Consider the following 16595-nt stretch of genomic DNA (forward strand, 5'->3'; position numbering starts at 1 on the left):
GCAATTGTGGCGCAGCACACGTTTCTTGAAGGTATGGAGGACACCCTGATACCGCTTGTACCCATGTCCCACACCGCTCACATACGCAGCCACCGGAAGCCCCGCCGCAGCGCGTCGACGATCGCGATGCGGGCCGGAGTCGCCAGTGGTGTACTCGGCTCGCTGGCCGTGGCCACCGCGGCCGGATCGGCCAACGCCGCCGAGCCGGTGGCACAGACGCTCGAGCTGCCCGTGCTGACGGGCGACGTGGCCGCACAGATCGCGCAGTCCGCGAACGCCACGCAGCAGGCCGCCGCGAACTACCAGCTCGAGGCGGAGCGCGACGCGGCCGCCGCGGCGGCCGCCGAGGAGGCGAAGAAGGACCTCGCCGCCGCCAAGAAGGCCGAGGCGAAGAAGAAGGCCGAGGAGGCCCGCAAGGCGGCCGCCGAGGCCGCCGTGTCCCGTTCCTCGGAGCGGACCGCCCTCGCCACCGCGACGACCACCTCGACGACCGCCTCCGCTCCGGCGAGCGGCAGCGTCGCGACGGTCGTCTCCTTCCTCAGGGCCCAGGTGGGCGACGCGTACGTCATGGGCGCCACCGGCCCCAACGCCTGGGACTGCTCGAGCCTGGTGCAGGCCGCGTTCCGCCAGGTCGGCGTGGACCTCCCGCGGGTCTCGCAGGACCAGTCGATGGCCGGCACGGACGTGTCGCTGTCCAATCTCCAGGTCGGCGACATCCTGTACTGGGGCGGGAAGGGTTCCGCGTACCACGTGGGCGTCTACATCGGGGACGGCCAGTACCTCGACGCGGCCAACCCCTCCAAGGGCGTGGTGATCCAGGACCTCTCCGGCTACCCGGCGTCGGGTGCGGTGCGGGTGCTCTGAGACAGGGACGTACGGATCCGCGACACACGGATCCACCGGAAGGGCCGCAGCCGCTCGGGGGCTGCGGCCCTTCGGGCTTTTCCCTGCCGGTTTTTCCCTTCGGGGTTTCCGGGGGTGCGAGGACGCGCGGCCACGGCCGTGCGGTCGGGTGGCCGCCCGGCCCCGTGCGTCCTGTCAGGCCTTGGGTGCCACCTTGCTCAGGCCGTTGATGATGCGGTCCATCGCGTCGCCGCCCGTGGGGTCGGTGAGGTTGGCGAGCATCTTGAGCGTGAACTTCATCAGCAGCGGGTGCGTCAGGCCGCGCTGGGTCGCGATCTTCATGACCTTCGGGTTGCCGATGAGCTTCACGAAGGCGCGGCCCAGCGTGTAGTAACCGCCGTAGGTGTCCTTGAGGACGCGGGGGTAGCGCTGGAGGGCGAGTTCGCGTCCCGCGGGGGTGGAGCGGGCGTGGGCCTGGACGATGACGTCGGCGGCGAGCTGACCGGACTCCATGGCGTAGGCGATGCCCTCGCCGTTGAAGGGGTTCACCAGGCCGCCGGCGTCACCGACGAGCAGCAGCCCGCGCGTGTAGTGCGGCTGGCGGTTGAAGGCCATCGGCAGCGCGGCCCCGCGGATGGGGCCGGTCATGTTCTCCGGCGTGTAGCCCCAGTCCTCGGGCATGGAGGCGCACCAGGCCTTGAGGACCTCGCGCCAGTCCAGTTCCTTGAAGGAGTCGGAGGTGTTGAGGACGCCCAGGCCCACGTTGGAGGTGCCGTCGCCCATGCCGAAGATCCAGCCGTAGCCCGGCAGCAGGCGGTCCTCGCCCGGCCCGCGCCGGTCCCAGAGTTCGAGCCAGGACTCGAGGTAGTCGTCCTCGTGGCGGGGGCTGGTGAAGTAGGTGCGCACCGCGACGCCCATGGGGCGGTCCTCGCGGCGGTGCAGGCCCATCGCCAGGGAGAGGCGGGTGGAGTTGCCGTCGGCGGCGACGACGAGCGGGGCCCGGAAGGTGACCTCACGCTTCTCCTCGCCGAGCTTGGCGTGCACGCCGGTGATCCGGCCGGTGCGGTCGTCGACGACGGGGGCGCCGACGTTGCAGCGTTCGTAGAGCCGGGCGCCCGCCTTCTGGGCCTGGCGGGCGAGCTGCTCGTCGAAGTCGTCGCGCTTGCGGACGAGGCCGTAGTCCGGGAAGGAGGCGAGATCCGGCCAGTCCAGCTGGAGGCGGACGCCGCCGCCGATGATGCGCAGTCCCTTGTTGCGCAGCCAGCCGGCCTCCTCGGAGACGTCGATCCCCATGGCGACGAGCTGCTTGACGGCGCGCGGGGTGAGGCCGTCGCCGCAGACCTTCTCGCGCGGGAACTCGGTCTTCTCCAGCAGGAGTACGTCGAGGCCGGCCTTGGCGAGGTGGTACGCGGTCGTGGAGCCGGCCGGCCCCGCGCCGACCACGATCACATCGGCGGTGTTTTCGGAGAGGGGCTCGGTCACGGCGGGTTCTCCCCAAGGTTCGGAATCGCGTGCCGACCGGCACTGGACACGGGCAGTCTATTCAGGAGCATCGATCAACCTGCTGAAGGGCTGCCCCGTGAACCGAGTTCCGCCCGTAGTACGGCTGCGCGTCCCCACGGACGAGGACGCGGTGGCGTGGCACCGGGTCTTCGACCACCCGGAGGTCATGGAGTTCCACGGCGGCCGTTCCGCGGGGCTCTCGGTCTACGAGGAACTCACCGCCCGCCAGCGCCGGCACGACGCCGAGCGCGGGTTCTGCCTGTGGACGATGCTCGACGGGTCCGAGCGGGTCGTCGGCTTCACCGGCGCCCAGCCCTGGGACCGGGAGTGGGGCCCGACCGGTGAGATCGAGATCGGCTGGCGGCTCGGCCGGGAGCACTGGGGCCAGGGGTACGCCACGGCGGCGGCGCGGATGACGCTGGAACGGGTGCGGGAGGCGGGGGTGCCGAGCGTGGTGGCCATGGTCGCCGCGTCCAACGCCCGGTCCATCGCCGTGACCCGGCGGCTCGGCATGCGGCTCGCCGACGTGTTCACCACCCCCGAGTCACGGCGGGAGGCGCACTGCTACCGGCTGGACCTGTAACGGAGGACCCAACTCCATTTACGTGGCCGTGAGTAGTCGATCGTCACGGAAAGGCACCGGGGGCTTCCGACGGACTCCTCGCGCGGCTACCCTTCCTGTACCGCAGGGGGTGACGTCCGTGCTCATCCGGCCCGAAACACCCGAGGTGCGCGTACCGAGGCTCGTCGGTCTGATGGCCGTGGACGCGCGCGAAGCGGCCGCCCCGCAAGGAGTGCTGCCGGCCGCGCCCGACCGGCCCGACTTCCACCGGGCCGTCGTCGACCACGTCGTACGGCAGTACCCGCCGCCCGGTGCCGAGGTGCCGCGCGGGACGGTCGTCACCGTGTGGTTCGACTTCGCGGAGGGGGAGGGCGGCGGCGCGGGCGTCCGCGAACCACGGCTGCCGGCGCCGGGCGGAGGCGGGGTGCGGCGCGGACTGGCCGCGCCGCGGGATCCCTTCGAACCGGTCAGGTGCTGAGGGCCGGCCCGGCACCCGCCGGCCTGCGGCCGGGCCGCTCACGGGTCCGCCCGTCGCCGGCCGGTCCGCCGGTCAGTCCTCCTTGAAGCCCCGGTGCAGGGTGACCACCCCGCCGGTGAGGTTGCGCCAGGCGACCTTCGACCAGCCGGCCTTGCGCAGGTGCTCGGCGAGGGCGGGCTGGTCGGGCCAGGCGCGGATGGACTCGGCGAGGTAGACGTACGCGTCGGGGTTGGAGGACACCGCGCGGGCGACCGGGGGCAGGGCGCGCATCAGGTACTCGGTGTAGACCTGGCGGAAGGGCGCCCAGGTCGGGTGCGAGAACTCGCAGATCACGACCCGTCCGCCGGGCCGCGTCACCCGGTGCATCTCCCGCAGGGCCGCGTCGAAGTCCTGCACGTTGCGCAGCCCGAAGGAGATGGTGACGGCGTCGAAGGTGTCGTCCTTGAACGGCAGCCTCGTCGCGTCGCCCGCGGTGAGGGGCAGCCAGGGGTGCTTCTGCTTGCCCACCTGGAGCATGCCGAGGGAGAAGTCGCAGGGGACGACGTAGGCGCCGGTCCTGGCGAAGGGCAGGGAGGAGGTGGCCGTGCCCGCCGCCAGGTCGAGGACCTTCTGCGCGGGGCGGGCGTCGACGGCGCGCGCGACCTCCTTGCGCCACCTGCGGTCCTGGCCGAGCGAGAGGACGTCGTTGGTGAGGTCGTACCGTTCCGCCACGCGGTCGAACATCGAGGCGACTTCGTGGGGCTGCTTGTTCAGGGAAGCACGGGTCACCCGCCCATTGTGGCAGCAGGGGGCCGGCCCTCACGGCAGCAGCCTCGGCTTCTTCCGGGCGGCCACGTCCTCGACCCAGCCGCCCAGCAGCACGAACACCACGATCAGCAGCCAGCCGACGGCGAACAGGAACCACTGGCTCTCCAGCGGCAGGTACGCCTCGAAGGCGGGCACGTCCCAGAACCGGTCGATCAGCGGGACCGCCAGCACCAGGGCGATCTCGTGCCAGAGGTAGATCGTCACCGCGCGCGCGTTGAAGACGGAGACCAGCCGGTTCAGGCGCCCCAGCCGGGTGAGCCCGGCGAAGTCGATCCGGAAGTACGCCTTCGCCCACATCAGCAGCATCACGAAGCCGGCCGACCAGAAGGCCTGCGCGAGCGGGTTCTCGTCCAGGTCGTAGGTGCCGTACTCGGCCCGGTGCGCGAAGGCGTACCAGCCGCCGTACGCCATGGCCGCGAGGGAGAGGACGGCCACCGGGGCCGGTTTCGCGCGCTGGAGCACGCCGTCGCGGTGGGCGAAGCCGAGCATCCAGCAGAAGAGGTACGTCGACAGGTCCCACAGGGCGGTGCCGACGCGGTTGTCCGGCCCGGCCCAGGCGAAGTTCAGGACCAGGACCGGGGCGAGGGACGCGGCCAGGACGGGGACCGGGGCGAGGCGGAACAGCCGGAGCAGGAGCGGGGAGAGCAGCACGAACCACAGGTAGGTGCGCAGGTACCAGAGGATCTCCCAGGCCTGCTCGCCCCAGGCGTTGCCCGGCGGATCGCCCAGCGGCACGATCCAGTAGACGATCCGCCAGTCCGGCATCCAGCCGTGGAGGAGCATCGCCACGACCACGAAGGCGCCCCAGAACCAGAAGGGCGGCAGGAGTCTGCGCAGGCGGCCGCGCACCACCGTGAGCGCCGGGCGTTCCAGGGACTTCGCCATCAGGGTGCCGGCCAGGCCGAACATGACGCCCATGGAGGGGAAAACCAGGCCCGCCCAGGCCCAGCCGAAGGTGTGGTACGCCACGACCCGGATGAGGGCGAGGGCCCGGAGGCTGTCGAAATAGCGGTCACGGCCGGCCGCCCGCGGCCCCGCCACCGGCGGCGCCCCCGCATCCGGCGCCCCCGCATCCGGCGGTCCCATCGGCGGCGCCCCCACCGCGAGCAGGGGAGCCGTGTCCGTGACGGAGTCGAAGCCCGAGCCGGGACCGGGAGGGGAACCTAGGCCGGAACCGAGGCCGGGACCGGGACCGGGACCGGAACCATGACCGGAACCGGACGGGTTCTCCGTGACGGCGGCCCGCCGTGCCGTGCCGCGGGCCGGGCCGTGAGCCGGGCCGCGGGCCGCGCCCCTGCTGTGCGCCCCCACTCAGCTCACCCCGGCCGGGGTCCCGACCTCGCCGGTCCTCTTGAGCTTCTGCCAGCGCAGCCGGCCGCCGGTGAGGGCGGTGATGCAGGAGTGGATGAGGACGAGGTACATCATCTGGCGGTAGGCGAGCTGCTGGAGCGGCATCATCAGCAGGTAGCGGTACTTCTCGCGGTCGAGGCGGAAGGCGTACGCGGCGCAGACGAGCTGTACGCCCAGGACCGCGAGCCAGGCCAGCAGGGAGGCCCGGAAGTCGATGAAGATCATCGAGTAGGCGGTGAACACGTCGATCAGCGGGGCGAAGACCGGTGTGACGATCTGGAAGAGGACGACCAGCGGCATGCCGACGCGTCCGAAGCGCCCCGAGGGACCCTTGTCGGTGAGGGACTTGCGGTGCTTCCAGAGGGCCTGCATGGTGCCGTAGGACCAGCGGTAGCGCTGGGACCACAGCTGCTTGAGGGAGCCGGGGGCCTCGGTCCAGGCGCGGGCGTGTTCCTGGTAGACGACGTTCCAGCCGGCGCGGTGCATGGCGATGGTGATGTCGGTGTCCTCGGCGAGGGTGTCCTCGCTCATGCCGCCGACCTCCAGGACGGCGTCCCTGCGGAAGGCGCCGATCGCGCCGGGGATGGTTGGCATGCAGCGCAGCAGGTCGTACATGCGGCGGTCGAGGTTGAAGCCCATGACGTACTCGATGTGCTGCCAGGCGCCGATGACCGTGTTGCGGTTGCCGACCTTGGCGTTGCCGGCGACCGCGCCGACCTTCGGGTCGGCGAACGGCTGGACCAGATGCCGCACGGTGTCGGGTTCGAAGACCGTGTCGCCGTCCATCATCACGACGATGTCGCAACTGGCGTTGCGGACACCGTTGTTGAGGGCGGCCGGCTTGCCCGCGTTCTCCTGGCGGATGACGCGGACGTTCGTCATGCCCAGGGCCTCGGCCGCCTCGCGGGAGATCTCGGACGTGCCGTCCGTCGATCCGTCGTCCACGACGATGATCTCGATCGGATGGGTGCTCCGCGCCAGTGATTCCAGGGTGTTGGCGATGCACTCCTTCTCGTTGTACGCCGGGACGATCACGCTGACCGGCCGGGTGACGGTGGGTCCCCAGCTGAAGCGGCGTCTGTTGCGCTTGCGGTGGTGGCGGCGGGCGAGGATCAGCATCATCCCGAAGCGGCCCATGACGGCCACGCCCACGACGGCCAGGCCGACGGAGAGCGTCGGCACCGTCCACTCGGCGACGGCGACCGCCGCGACGAGCGCCTTGCCCTCGTACAGGGACATCCCGGTGGCCTCACGGTGGGCGGCCTGGAGCCCGGCCGCGGCCCCGCCGGCCCCGTCCGCCGCACCCGCCCCGGCAGCCCCGGCAGCCCCGGCAGCCCCGGCAGCAGCCTCGTCCGTGGCACCGGCACCGGCTTCCTGCTGCCCGGAGGACTCGCGGGCCGCCGCGCGCTCCTCCTGCATCGCGCCGCTGATGGTGGTGAAGGTGTAGCCGGCCGCCTTCATCTTCTCGATGTACGCCGGCAGCGCGGCGATGGTCTGGGAGCGCTCGCCACCCGCGTCGTGGAAGAGGACCGAGGCGCCCTTGCCGTCCTCCGGCGTGGCCCACTCGATGATCTTGGAGACACCCGGCCGCTTCCAGTCGTCGCTGTCGGTGTCGACGAAGACGCTGGTGTAGCCGTCCTCGCCGAGCCGCTGGTAGACGGGCCAGCTGTAGTTGTCGATGGCGTCCGTCTTCGAGGAGTACGGAGCGCGGAACAGCGTGGTGGTGATGCCCGCCGCACCCGCGAGCGCCAGCTGGGTCTGCTGCATCTCGCGGTCGACGCGGGCGTCGCTCTGGTAGGAGAGGTCGACGTGGGTGAAGGTGTGGATGCCCACCTCGCTGCCCTGGTCGACCATGTCCTTCACGATGCCCGGGTAGCGCGAGACCATCGACCCGACCAGGAAGAACGTGCCGGGCACGTCGTACTTCTCGAGGATCTCCAGGACCTGGGGGGTCCAGGTGGGGTTGGGGCCGTCGTCGAAGGTGAGCGCGATCGTCTTGTCCGGCACCGAGACGGTGGTGGCCCGGCCGCCGCGGAAGGTGAGGATCGGCCCGCCGTCGAGGACGGCGTCGGGCACCTTGCTCGCGCTGGCCCCGGTGCGGACCCGCTGGTCGCCGCCGACCTCGGCGCGCAGGTAGCCGTCGAGCAGCATCACGCTGGTGAGCGCGAGCAGCAGCAGCCCCGCCAGGATGACGCGGGGTTTCTGGAGGGCCGCGGCCTTGCCCGCCGCCCGTCCGATGCGGGAGGGGGCGCGGCGCCGGCCGCGGGAGGGAGTCGTCGTCATGGGGGTGGCTGCGTTCCGGTCAGTTGGCGGCCGCGGAGGCGGAGACGGACGGGGAGGGGGACGGGGAGGCGGTGCCGGTGGGCGGGGTGCCGCCCGGCAGGCCGATCTGGTTGCCGAGGCCGCCGTCCGGGCGCATCCCGCCGGGGCCCTGGCCCTCCTGGGCGTTGCCGCCGAACGGCAGCAGCGAGGACGGGTTGAGCGAGGTGCCCCAGCCCATGAAGGCGGCGCCGAGGACGGCCGCGTAGACGAGGCAACCGACGCCCGTGAGGAGGCCGATCCGGCGCAGCAGCCTGGACCGGCGTCCGGAGTTGTCAACGAACACGGGGCCCTCGGCGGCGGAGTCGTTGCCGCGTTTGCGACGGCGACCGCGAGCGGCGGCACGGCTTTCGATGGCAGGCTCGGAATGCATTCCCCGGATATTAGGGAGCCTTTATGTGCCCCGAACTCTGGTCTTCTTGTGAGACAGCCATGAAGAACGGCCGAACCTGTCTCTTGCCTGAGAGAAAGGGCGAACGACCACGTGACCGACCCGCGAAAGCGGCGGACCGATCGCCCCTTTTGGGCGTCAAACAGTCCGCTTGTGATCACATTTGTCCATTGAATGGCTGTGCGTTCGACGTCTCGATGCGGGTCGCCCGAATGTGAGACATTTCGAGTTCGGGAACGGTCTTTGTTTCCGTCCTGAGACAGAAATCACGAGAGCGGGTGCATGCGCAATGAGGAGTTTCCTGAGGCCGGCGGCCGGGCTCACCTGCCTGTTTGCCTTGGCCATGGCGGGATGCTCCGCGGGGTCCGGCGGCACGTCGGACGCGGCATCCGCGACACCGCGACAGAGCACCGAAGCCAGTACCGGTCCCAGTCCCGGCGCCACGTCCGGCACGTCCGGCACGTCCGGCACGTCGTACGCCCCCTACGTCAGTGCCGCGGAGGCCTCCGCCAACGACACCGCGGGCTCCCCCTCGACGTACAACCTGGCCTTCGTCATCTCCGGCGGCAGTGGCTGCACCCCGGAGTGGAACGGCGCCTACGCGGTCGACGACGCGACCGTGGCCGCACGGGTCGCCGCGCTCACCGCGACGGGCGCCTCGGCGCGGGTCTCCTTCGGCGGCGCGTCCGGCAAGGAACTGGCGGCCACCTGCGACAGCGTGGCGGAGCTGGCCGAGGCCTACGGCGCGGCGCTCGACGCGGCCGGCTCCACCCAGGCCGACTTCGACATCGAGGGCGACGAGCTGACCGACGCCGACTCGGTCGCCCTGCGCTCGCGGGCGATAGCCGCGCTCCAGGAGGAACGCCCGGACCTGGAGGTCTCGTTCACCCTCCCGGTGATGCCGTCAGGGCTGGACTCCGACAGCCTCGCGCTGCTGACCTCGGCGAACAAGTACGACGTCCAGGTGTCCGCCGTCAACCTGATGACGATGAACTACGGGGAGTCGTACGCCGGGGACATGGGCGGGTACGCCGTCACCTCGGCCACCGCCGCGCACGCCCAGCTCAAGGAGGTCTTCGGCACGGCGGACGCCGACGCCTGGAAGGGCATGGCGCTCACCTCGATGATCGGCGTCAACGACGTCGCGGGCGAGACGTTCACGCTGGCGGACGCCGCGCAGGTGCGGGCGTTCGCCGAGGAGAAGGGCATCTCCTGGGTGTCGATGTGGTCGACGTTCCGGGACCAGCAGTGCGAGGAGGGCACCGCCACGGACGACGCGCTGACCAACTGCAGCGGGGTGGAGCAGAGTTCGGGTGCGTTCGCGGAGGCCCTCTCCGGGTGACGTGGCGCCCGGTCGGCCGTCGCGCCCTAGCGACGCCGGTGCACCAGCCGCCCCGCGCACACGGTGGCGAGGCACGCGCCGTCCGCGTCGAAGACGGCGAGGTCGGCACGGCCGGTCTCGGTGATCGCGGCCGGCCGGGCCAGCGGCAGCACGACGACGCCGCCCCGCTCGGCGGCGGCCCGGAGTTCAGGGGAGCCGGCGTGTTCCGCGAGGACAGCCACCGCGCCGAGTTTCAGCACCGCGTGGACGCGCTCGCGCGGGCTCGGGGCGTCCGGCAGGGGGCCCTCGTGGAGGCGGGCGGGGCCGAGCACACCGGGCCAGCGCCGGACGCGCGCGCCGGGGAACCGCCGCTCCAGCTCCGCGAGGGGCCCCACGCCCGCGACCCGGGTGCCCTGGACGGCGACGGCGCCGCCCTCGATCGGCGCCGGGTCGTCGTCCCAGACGTGACGGACCTCGTCCGCGGCGTGGATCGTCAGCACGGGCGGGTCAGTTGGAGGCCAGCAGCTTCAGCTCGGGGTGCGCGGTGCCGCCCTCGATCGCGGTGGACGAGATGTGGGAGACGACGCGCTCGTCGACGGGGTCGTTCGCCGGGTCGTCGTGCACGACGAGGTGCTCGTACGTCGTCGCGCGCTGCGCCGGGACGCGGCCCGCCTTGCGGATCAGGTCGATGATCTCCAGGCGGTTGGAGCGGTGCCTGGCGCCGGCGGAGGAGACGACGTTCTCCTCCAGCATGATCGATCCGAGGTCGTCCGCGCCGTAGTGCAGCGACAGCTGGCCGACCTCCTTGCCCGTGGTCAGCCAGGAGCCCTGGATGTGACGGACGTTGTCGAGGAAGAGGCGGGCGATCGCGATCATCCGCAGGTACTCGAAGAGGGTCGCCTGGGTGCGGCCCTTGAGGTGGTTGTTCTCGGGCTGGTAGGTGTACGGGATGAAGGCCCGGAAGCCGCCCGTCCGGTCCTGTACGTCACGGATCATCCGCAGGTGCTCGATGCGCTCGGCGTTGGTCTCGCCGGTGCCCATCAGCATGGTCGACGTGGACTCCACGCCGAGACCGTGCGCGATCTCCATGATCTCCAGCCAGCGCTCGCCGGACTCCTTCAGCGGGGCGATCGCCTTGCGCGGGCGGGCGGGGAGCAGTTCGGCGCCGGCCCCGGCGAAGGAGTCGAGCCCGGCGGCGTGGATCCGGGTGATCGCCTCCTCGACGGACACCTTCGAGATCCGCGCCATGTGCTCGACCTCGCTCGCCCCCAGGCTGTGGATGACGAGCTGCGGGAAGTCCTTCTTGATGGCGGAGAAGTGCTTCTCGTAGTACTCCACGCCGTAGTCCGGGTGGTGTCCGCCCTGGAACATGATCTGGGTGCCGCCGAGTTCGACGGTCTCCGCGCACCGGCGCAGGATGTCGTCCAGGTCGCGGGTCCAGCCCTTGGCCGTGTCCTTCGGCGCCGCGTAGAAGGCGCAGAACTTGCACGCCGTGACGCACACGTTCGTGTAGTTGATGTTCCGCTCGATGATGTACGTCGCGATGTGCTCGATGCCGGCGTACTGACGGCGGCGCACGGCGTCGGCGGCGGCGCCCAGCGCGTGCAGGGGCGCGTCGCGGTAGAGGGCGAGCGCCTCCTCGGGGGTGATCCGCCCACCCTCGGCGGCACGGTCGAGGACGGACTGGAGGTCGGTCTTCTCGGTCACCGGGAGCGTCCCTTTCGTCAAGGGTTGTGGACGGACCCGGCCAGCCTACGCCAGCGCCTGTGACCGGCTCACCTCAGGCCGCGTACGCCCCCATCAGCACGCCGGCCCAGGCGCCGGCGATCAGGAACGGCCCGAACGGGATCGCCGTCCTGCGCCCGGCCCGGCCCGCGAGCAGGAGCACGCCGCCGTACAGCGCGCCGGACAGGAACCCGGCGAGGGTGCCCAGCATGACCGTCGCCCAGCCGTACCAGCCGAGGACGGCGCCCGCGCCGAGGGCGAGTTTCACGTCGCCGAAGCCCATGCCACCGGGGTTGACGAGATGCAGCACGAGGTAGCCGGCGCCGAGCGCGAGGGACCCCAGCAGGGCCGTCGTCCAGTCACCGGCGTGCTCGGGCAGCAGCGCGGCCACGCCGAGCAGGGCGAGGGCGGCGGCCGCGAGGGGCAGGGTGAGGGGGTCGGGCAGCCGCCTCACCCGCAGGTCGACGGCCGCGAGCAGCACCCCGACGGGCGTCAGCGCCAGCCACACGGCCAGCTCGGGCCGGACGCCGGTGGCGAGCGCCAGGCCTGCGCAGAGCAGCGCGGTGACGAGGGAGAGGCGGAGGGCACCGGGGCCGTACGGCGGGTTCGTGCCGGGGCAGCCCGGACAGCGCGCGGGTCCGAGCCAGCCGCGCAGGGGGTGGCCGGTGGGGCAGGTACGGCGCGGGCCGGGATCGACGAAGCCGGGCACCTCCCCCGCGTCCACCCCCTCGCCGTCCCCGTCCCCCTCCTCCTGCAGTTCCACCGAGAGCCGGTACGCCGCCCGCGGCAGCACCGCTCCCGCCGCCGCGCCCCACACCACGGCGAGGGCGATCAGCAGCGCGTCGATCGGTACGCCGGTCAAGGAACTCCCCCTCCCTCTTCGCTCGTCGCCGGTGCCTTCGCCGCCCGGCCGCGCACCCGCTCCTCGGCTACTCGACCCTGGACATCCGCGCCACCGGGTCGCCCTCGGCCGAACTCTCCGACCGGTACGTCAGGTCGTCGCCCGTGCGCGTCAACCGCACCGTGTGGGCGGCCGGGTTGCAGCCGCTGTGGTTGGTCGTCGCGCCGACGGAGGTGGCGGTCAGTTCCTGCGGGGTCACCTTCTTCAGCGTCAGGACGTCGAGGCAGACGCCGCCGAGCACGTCCGTCTGGCGCAGCCGCCCCAACTCCTCCCCCACGGCGGCCTGTTCCACCGTCAGGCGGAAGGTGCCCATGGGGAGCCGGCCGCCCAGGCCGCTGCCCTGGCCCTCCCAGGTGCCGACGTAGGCGGCGGGCACCGCCCCGGACGCGGCCGGGGGCGCGGTGCCCGCCGGGGCCGGGGTGGACGCGTCGCTGCCCGCGGCGCTGTCCTTGTCGCCGGAGCCGGAACCGGAGCCCGGCATCAGGTCGAGGACGAACACCGAGCCCACCGTCACCGCAGCCAGCGCGCCGGCGACCGCGAGCGCCAGGGTGCAGCTCAGCCGCCGCCCGCGCCCGCCCTCGCCGGGCGTCGCGGCGGCCGCGAGGGAGAGGGACACCCTGCCCGGCCGCCCGTCACCGTCACCGTCGGCGACCCGCGGCACGGGGACGGCCGGCGTCGCACCCGGCGTCGCACCCGGCATCACCGGCGGCGGCCCGAACTCCCCCACCGTGGCCGAAGCCCGCGCCTCCTCCGGCGATGCCCGCGCCTCCTCCGCCGAGGCGCTGCCGAACCCCACCGAGGCACTGCTGAAGCCGACCGGCCCGGAGACCGGCTCCGCCCCGGTGCCCGCCCCCGTCGTCGCCTCCAGGTTCAGGAGCCGTACGGCGCTCCGCCCCACCTGCTCCACCAGTCTCCCCGGCAGCCAGCCGGAGGCGACCAGCCGGGCCGCCCCCTGCGGAGCGAGCCGGCGGGCGACCTCGGCGGGGGCCGGCCGGGCGGCCGGGTCCTTGGCCAGGCAGGCCGCGACCAGGTCCCGCAGGTCCCCGTCCAGTCGGCCCAGTTCGGGCTGCTCGTGGACCACCTTGTAGAGCAGGGCGGCCGAGGAGTCGCCGGGGAACGGGGGCTCGCCGGTCACCGCGTACGCCAGGACCGCGCCGAGGGAGAAGACGTCGGCCGCGCCGGTGACGCTCTCGCCGAGGATCTGCTCGGGGGCCATGTAGCCGGGGGAGCCGACCGAGACGCCGGTCGAGGTGAGGGACGCGGTGCCGTCCGTGGCGCGGGCGATGCCGAAGTCGATCAGCAGGGGGCCGTCGACGGTGAGCAGGATGTTGGAGGGCTTCACGTCCCGGTGCACCAGGCCCAGCCCGTGGACGGCCGCGAGCGCCTCGCCGAGGCCCGCTCCCAGCACCCGCACCGTGTGCTCGGGCAGCGCGCCGCCGCCCGCCACCGCCGCGGCCAGCGAGGGCCCGGCCGCGTAGGCCGTGGCGACCCAGGGGACGTCCGCCGCCGGGTCGGCGTCCAGGACCGGCGCGGTCCAGGCGCCGCCCACCCGCCGGGCGGCGTCGACCTCGCGCCAAAAGCGCGCGCGGAACTCCTCGTCGAGCGCGAGGTGCGGGTGCACGATCTTCACGGCGACCGTGCGGCCGCCGGCGCTGCGGCCCAGGTAGACGCGGCCCATCCCGCCGGAACCGAGCCGGCCGAGCAGCCGGTAGGGCCCCACCTCGGTGGGTTCGTCGGCACCGAGCGGCTGCATCACGTCCACCCCTCCCCCGTAGACCCGTAGACCCGTGGGCCCGTGGCCCCGCAGCCCCCGTGGGGCCGCCAGCAGCCTAGAGCCTGCGCTACGGCTGGAGCAGCTCCACCTTCACGTCGGCCGGGAAGCCCGTGGTCGGGCCGACGCGGCGGGCGAACTCGGTGACGGCCGCCAGCTGTGCGGGGCCGAAGCGGAAGTCCAGCGTGGTGAAGTACCGCTCCAGGACCTGCTCGTCGAAGGCCTCCCAGCGGGCCGCCTGCTCGGCGACCTTGGTGACCTCCTCCAGGGAGAGGTTGCGGGAGGCGAGGAAGGCCTCGTGGACCTTGCGGGTGATGACCGGCTCGCGCTCCAGGTAGTCCCGGCGGGCGGCCCACACCGCGAAGACGAACGGCAGGCCGGTCCACTCCTTCCAGAGCGTGCCGAGGTCGTGCACCTGGAGGCCGTACTTCGGTCCGTCCAGCAGGTTCGCCCGCAGGGCCGCGTCGCCGATGAGGACGGCCGCCTCGGCCTCCTGCATCATCAGGCTGAGGTCGGGCGGGCAGGTGTAGTAGTCGGGCCGGACGCCGTAGCGGTCGGAGAGCAGGAGCTGGGCCAGGCGCACGGAGGTGCGCGACGTGGAGCCGAGGGCGACGCGGGCGCCGTCCAGTTCCTCCAACGGCACCTGCGAGACGATGACGCAGGACATGACGGGACCGTCGCAGCCGACGGCGATGTCGGGGAAGGCGACCAGGTCGTCGGCGTTCTTGAGGAACTCGACGAGGGTGACGGGCCCGATGTCGAGGTCTCCCCGCACCAGTTGCTCGCTGAGCTTCTCCGGGGTGTCCTTGGTCAGCTCGAAGTCGAGGAGGGTGCCGGTTCTCGCGAGCCCCCAGTACAGGGGCAGGCAGTTCAGGAACTGGATGTGGCCGACGCGCGGCCGGGTGCGAGAATTGTCCACATCGCGACGATAGACCCCGTCCGGTAGCCTGCGGAGGCCACCCCCTGCGACGGCAGACGTCAACTCCCTTTACCGGATCTTCAAACGTCCGGGCGACGTGATCTTGACCTCTGTTGCTTTCGGCTGCCCGCGTGCTAGGCTCGCCCGCAAGTTGCAGTTTGGTTTCCCTTGCAGTACAGAGCCTGCGGAGCATGTAACCGCGGGCTCTCGTCGTTTTCAGACGTATGCAGTTGTGCGGCACTAGCTTTCACGCTTGCAGGGTTCTGGAGCAGGGCAACCCTTTGGGCCCAAGGAGGGCTTATGGCTACCGGAACCGTGAAGTGGTTCAACGCCGAAAAGGGCTTTGGCTTCATCGCCCAGGAGGGCGGCGGCCCCGACGTCTTCGTCCACTACTCCGCGATCAACGCGCAGGGTTTTCGTTCGCTCGAGGAGAACCAGCAGGTCTCCTTCGACGTGACCCAGGGCCCGAAGGGCCCGCAGGCGGAGAACGTCACCCCCGTCTGATCGCACCACTCCCTGACGCAAGTCTCTGAGAGCAGTACCCAAGGAGCCCCGCGCCGCAAGGCGACGGGGCTCCTGCCTTTCCGCGACGGCCCCGCGCACACCGCGGTCCCCTCACGCACCTCGCCCCCCGCACGTGCTGCCGTCACGGACGAGACCGTCGCCTTCCCCCGAAGTCCTCCCGCGCACCTCCGTCGCCCTCAGCAGGCGTCCGGCGAAGGTGTGGCAGGCCTGCTCGAAGCGCGGTCCTGCCACGATGTGGAAGTCCGCGTCCAGGAAGGCCAGGTGGAGGAGCAGCCACTGCCAGGAGTCCAGGGAGAGGGTGACGCGGGTCCGGTCGGCGCCGGTGGCGTGGATCTCGGCGTCCTGGAAGCGCAGGGCGTCGGTGACCTCGGCGGCGGGTGCCTCGACCAGGATCTCGACCCGTTCCCTGCCCCTGCCGAGGCCCTGGCGGAGGTATTCCGTCGCCGACTCGGCCGGCAGCGGGCGCGGGGCGAAGTGCTCGCCGGTGCGCAGCGGGCCGGTGAGGCGGTCGAGGCGGAACACGCGCCAGTCGGCCCGTTCGACGTCCCACCCCAGCAGGTACCAGCGCAGGAGGTGGTGCACCTGCCGGTACGGCTCCACTCGCCGGTCCGTGCGACGGCCGCGGGCGTCGGTGTAGGCGAAGGTCAGGATCTGCCGGTGGGCAGTGGCCTCGGCGACGGTGCCGAGCCGCTCGGCGGTGACGTGCGGGGCGTGCTGGGGACTGGCCTCCAGGCCGGCCCGGATCGATGCGGCGCGGGGGCGCAGCCGGGCGGGCAGGAACTGGTCGACCTTGCCGTAGGCGCGGGTCGCGGCGTCGTCGATTCCGCCCTCCATGGCCGGTCCGACGGCGGCCAGGGAGGCGAGCGCCAGCAAAGCGGCCACCACCTCGTCGTCGTCGAGGACGAGCGGCGGCATGGTCCGCCCTGCGGCGAGCCGGTAGTGGCCGCCGGGGCCCGGCCGGGTCTCGACCGGGTAGCCGTAGCCGCGCAGTCGGTCGACGTCCCGGCGCAGGGTGCGCGGGCTGACGTCCAGCCGCCGGGCGAGTTCCGCCCCGCTGAAGGGCCGGCCGGTCTGGAGGGTCGACAGCAGGGCCAGCATGCGCTCGGTGACATCCGCCATGACCGGATCCTCCCCACGGTTGCGGTCAGGATGTGGCCACATCCCTTCCTAGCGTGGCAGA

General features: G+C 72.3%; 16 protein-coding genes. 5 read left to right on the forward strand and 11 right to left on the reverse strand.

The window, feature by feature from the left end; all coding sequences use genetic code 11:
• Window positions 1–33 precede the first annotated feature (33 nt).
• Complete coding sequence (locus tag ACGFQC_RS08815) at window positions 34–864, forward strand: C40 family peptidase (protein WP_363088950.1); 831 nt, start codon at window positions 34–36, stop codon at window positions 862–864.
• A gap of 174 nt (window positions 865–1038) precedes the next feature.
• On the opposite strand, the gene ACGFQC_RS08820 is transcribed toward ACGFQC_RS08815, so the two are convergent.
• Window positions 1039–2325: a geranylgeranyl reductase family protein gene (locus ACGFQC_RS08820; RefSeq protein WP_363088949.1), complete on the reverse strand. Its 1287-nt coding sequence runs from the start codon at window positions 2323–2325 to the stop codon at window positions 1039–1041.
• A 97-nt stretch (window positions 2326–2422) separates the two neighbouring features.
• Here ACGFQC_RS08820 and ACGFQC_RS08825 point away from each other — a divergent pair, with 97 nt between their 5' ends.
• Both ACGFQC_RS08825 and ACGFQC_RS08830 read left to right on the forward strand, forming a co-directional pair.
• The gene (locus ACGFQC_RS08825; RefSeq protein WP_363088948.1) at window positions 2423–2929 is read left to right on the forward strand and encodes a GNAT family N-acetyltransferase; all 507 of its coding nucleotides are present in this window, start codon (window positions 2423–2425) and stop codon (window positions 2927–2929) included.
• 118 nt (window positions 2930–3047) lie between these two features.
• Complete coding sequence (locus ACGFQC_RS08830; protein ID WP_363088947.1) at window positions 3048–3386, forward strand: PASTA domain-containing protein; 339 nt, start codon at window positions 3048–3050, stop codon at window positions 3384–3386.
• Window positions 3387–3458: 72 nt separating this feature from the next.
• Here ACGFQC_RS08830 and ACGFQC_RS08835 read toward each other — a convergent pair whose 3' ends face one another.
• The 4 genes from ACGFQC_RS08835 to ACGFQC_RS08850 all read right to left on the reverse strand — a co-directional run bounded on the left by ACGFQC_RS08835 (window position 3459) and on the right by ACGFQC_RS08850 (window position 8235).
• Window positions 3459–4154: a demethylmenaquinone methyltransferase gene (locus ACGFQC_RS08835; protein ID WP_363088946.1), complete on the reverse strand. Its 696-nt coding sequence runs from the start codon at window positions 4152–4154 to the stop codon at window positions 3459–3461.
• A gap of 30 nt (window positions 4155–4184) precedes the next feature.
• Window positions 4185–5279, reverse strand: a complete 1095-nt coding sequence (locus tag ACGFQC_RS08840; RefSeq protein ID WP_363088945.1) for an acyltransferase — start codon at window positions 5277–5279, stop codon at window positions 4185–4187.
• A gap of 225 nt (window positions 5280–5504) precedes the next feature.
• A complete protein-coding gene (locus ACGFQC_RS08845) occupies window positions 5505–7826 on the reverse strand; it encodes a glycosyltransferase (protein ID WP_363088944.1) in 2322 nt (773 codons plus the stop codon).
• Between the two features lie 19 nt (window positions 7827–7845).
• Window positions 7846–8235 carry a hypothetical protein gene (locus ACGFQC_RS08850; RefSeq protein ID WP_363088943.1) on the reverse strand — a complete coding sequence of 130 codons (390 nt, stop codon included), beginning with the start codon at window positions 8233–8235 and terminating at the stop codon, window positions 7846–7848.
• Window positions 8236–8542: 307 nt separating this feature from the next.
• Here ACGFQC_RS08850 and ACGFQC_RS08855 point away from each other — a divergent pair, with 307 nt between their 5' ends.
• Window positions 8543–9595 carry a chitinase gene (locus ACGFQC_RS08855; RefSeq protein ID WP_363088942.1) on the forward strand — a complete coding sequence of 351 codons (1053 nt, stop codon included), beginning with the start codon at window positions 8543–8545 and terminating at the stop codon, window positions 9593–9595.
• Between the two features lie 26 nt (window positions 9596–9621).
• On the opposite strand, the gene ACGFQC_RS08860 is transcribed toward ACGFQC_RS08855, so the two are convergent.
• The 5 genes from ACGFQC_RS08860 to ACGFQC_RS08880 form a co-directional block, all read right to left on the reverse strand.
• Window positions 9622–10074, reverse strand: coding sequence for a hypothetical protein (locus ACGFQC_RS08860; protein ID WP_363088941.1), 453 nt, complete (start codon window positions 10072–10074; stop codon window positions 9622–9624).
• Between the two features lie 7 nt (window positions 10075–10081).
• On the reverse strand, window positions 10082–11281 hold the full coding sequence (mqnC, locus tag ACGFQC_RS08865) for a cyclic dehypoxanthinyl futalosine synthase (protein WP_363088940.1): 1200 nt from the start codon (window positions 11279–11281) through the stop codon (window positions 10082–10084).
• Window positions 11282–11354: 73 nt separating this feature from the next.
• Window positions 11355–12161, reverse strand: a complete 807-nt coding sequence (locus ACGFQC_RS08870; RefSeq protein WP_363088939.1) for an A24 family peptidase — start codon at window positions 12159–12161, stop codon at window positions 11355–11357.
• A gap of 67 nt (window positions 12162–12228) precedes the next feature.
• Window positions 12229–13953: a serine/threonine-protein kinase gene (locus ACGFQC_RS08875; RefSeq protein ID WP_363089109.1), complete on the reverse strand. Its 1725-nt coding sequence runs from the start codon at window positions 13951–13953 to the stop codon at window positions 12229–12231.
• An 88-nt stretch (window positions 13954–14041) separates the two neighbouring features.
• Entirely contained in the window at window positions 14042–14890 is an 849-nt protein-coding gene (locus ACGFQC_RS08880) for a menaquinone biosynthesis protein (protein WP_363088938.1), read from the reverse strand.
• Between the two features lie 300 nt (window positions 14891–15190).
• On the opposite strand from ACGFQC_RS08880, the gene ACGFQC_RS08885 reads away from it, so the two are divergent.
• Complete coding sequence (locus ACGFQC_RS08885; protein ID WP_003974443.1) at window positions 15191–15394, forward strand: cold-shock protein; 204 nt, start codon at window positions 15191–15193, stop codon at window positions 15392–15394.
• Window positions 15395–15505: 111 nt separating this feature from the next.
• On the opposite strand, the gene ACGFQC_RS08890 is transcribed toward ACGFQC_RS08885, so the two are convergent.
• On the reverse strand, window positions 15506–16534 hold the full coding sequence (locus ACGFQC_RS08890) for a WYL domain-containing protein (protein WP_363088937.1): 1029 nt from the start codon (window positions 16532–16534) through the stop codon (window positions 15506–15508).
• Window positions 16535–16595 lie beyond the last annotated feature (61 nt).

Origin of the sequence: Streptomyces sp. NPDC048734 (assembly GCF_043198675.1) — a bacterium.
Taxonomy (GTDB): domain Bacteria; phylum Actinomycetota; class Actinomycetes; order Streptomycetales; family Streptomycetaceae; genus Streptomyces.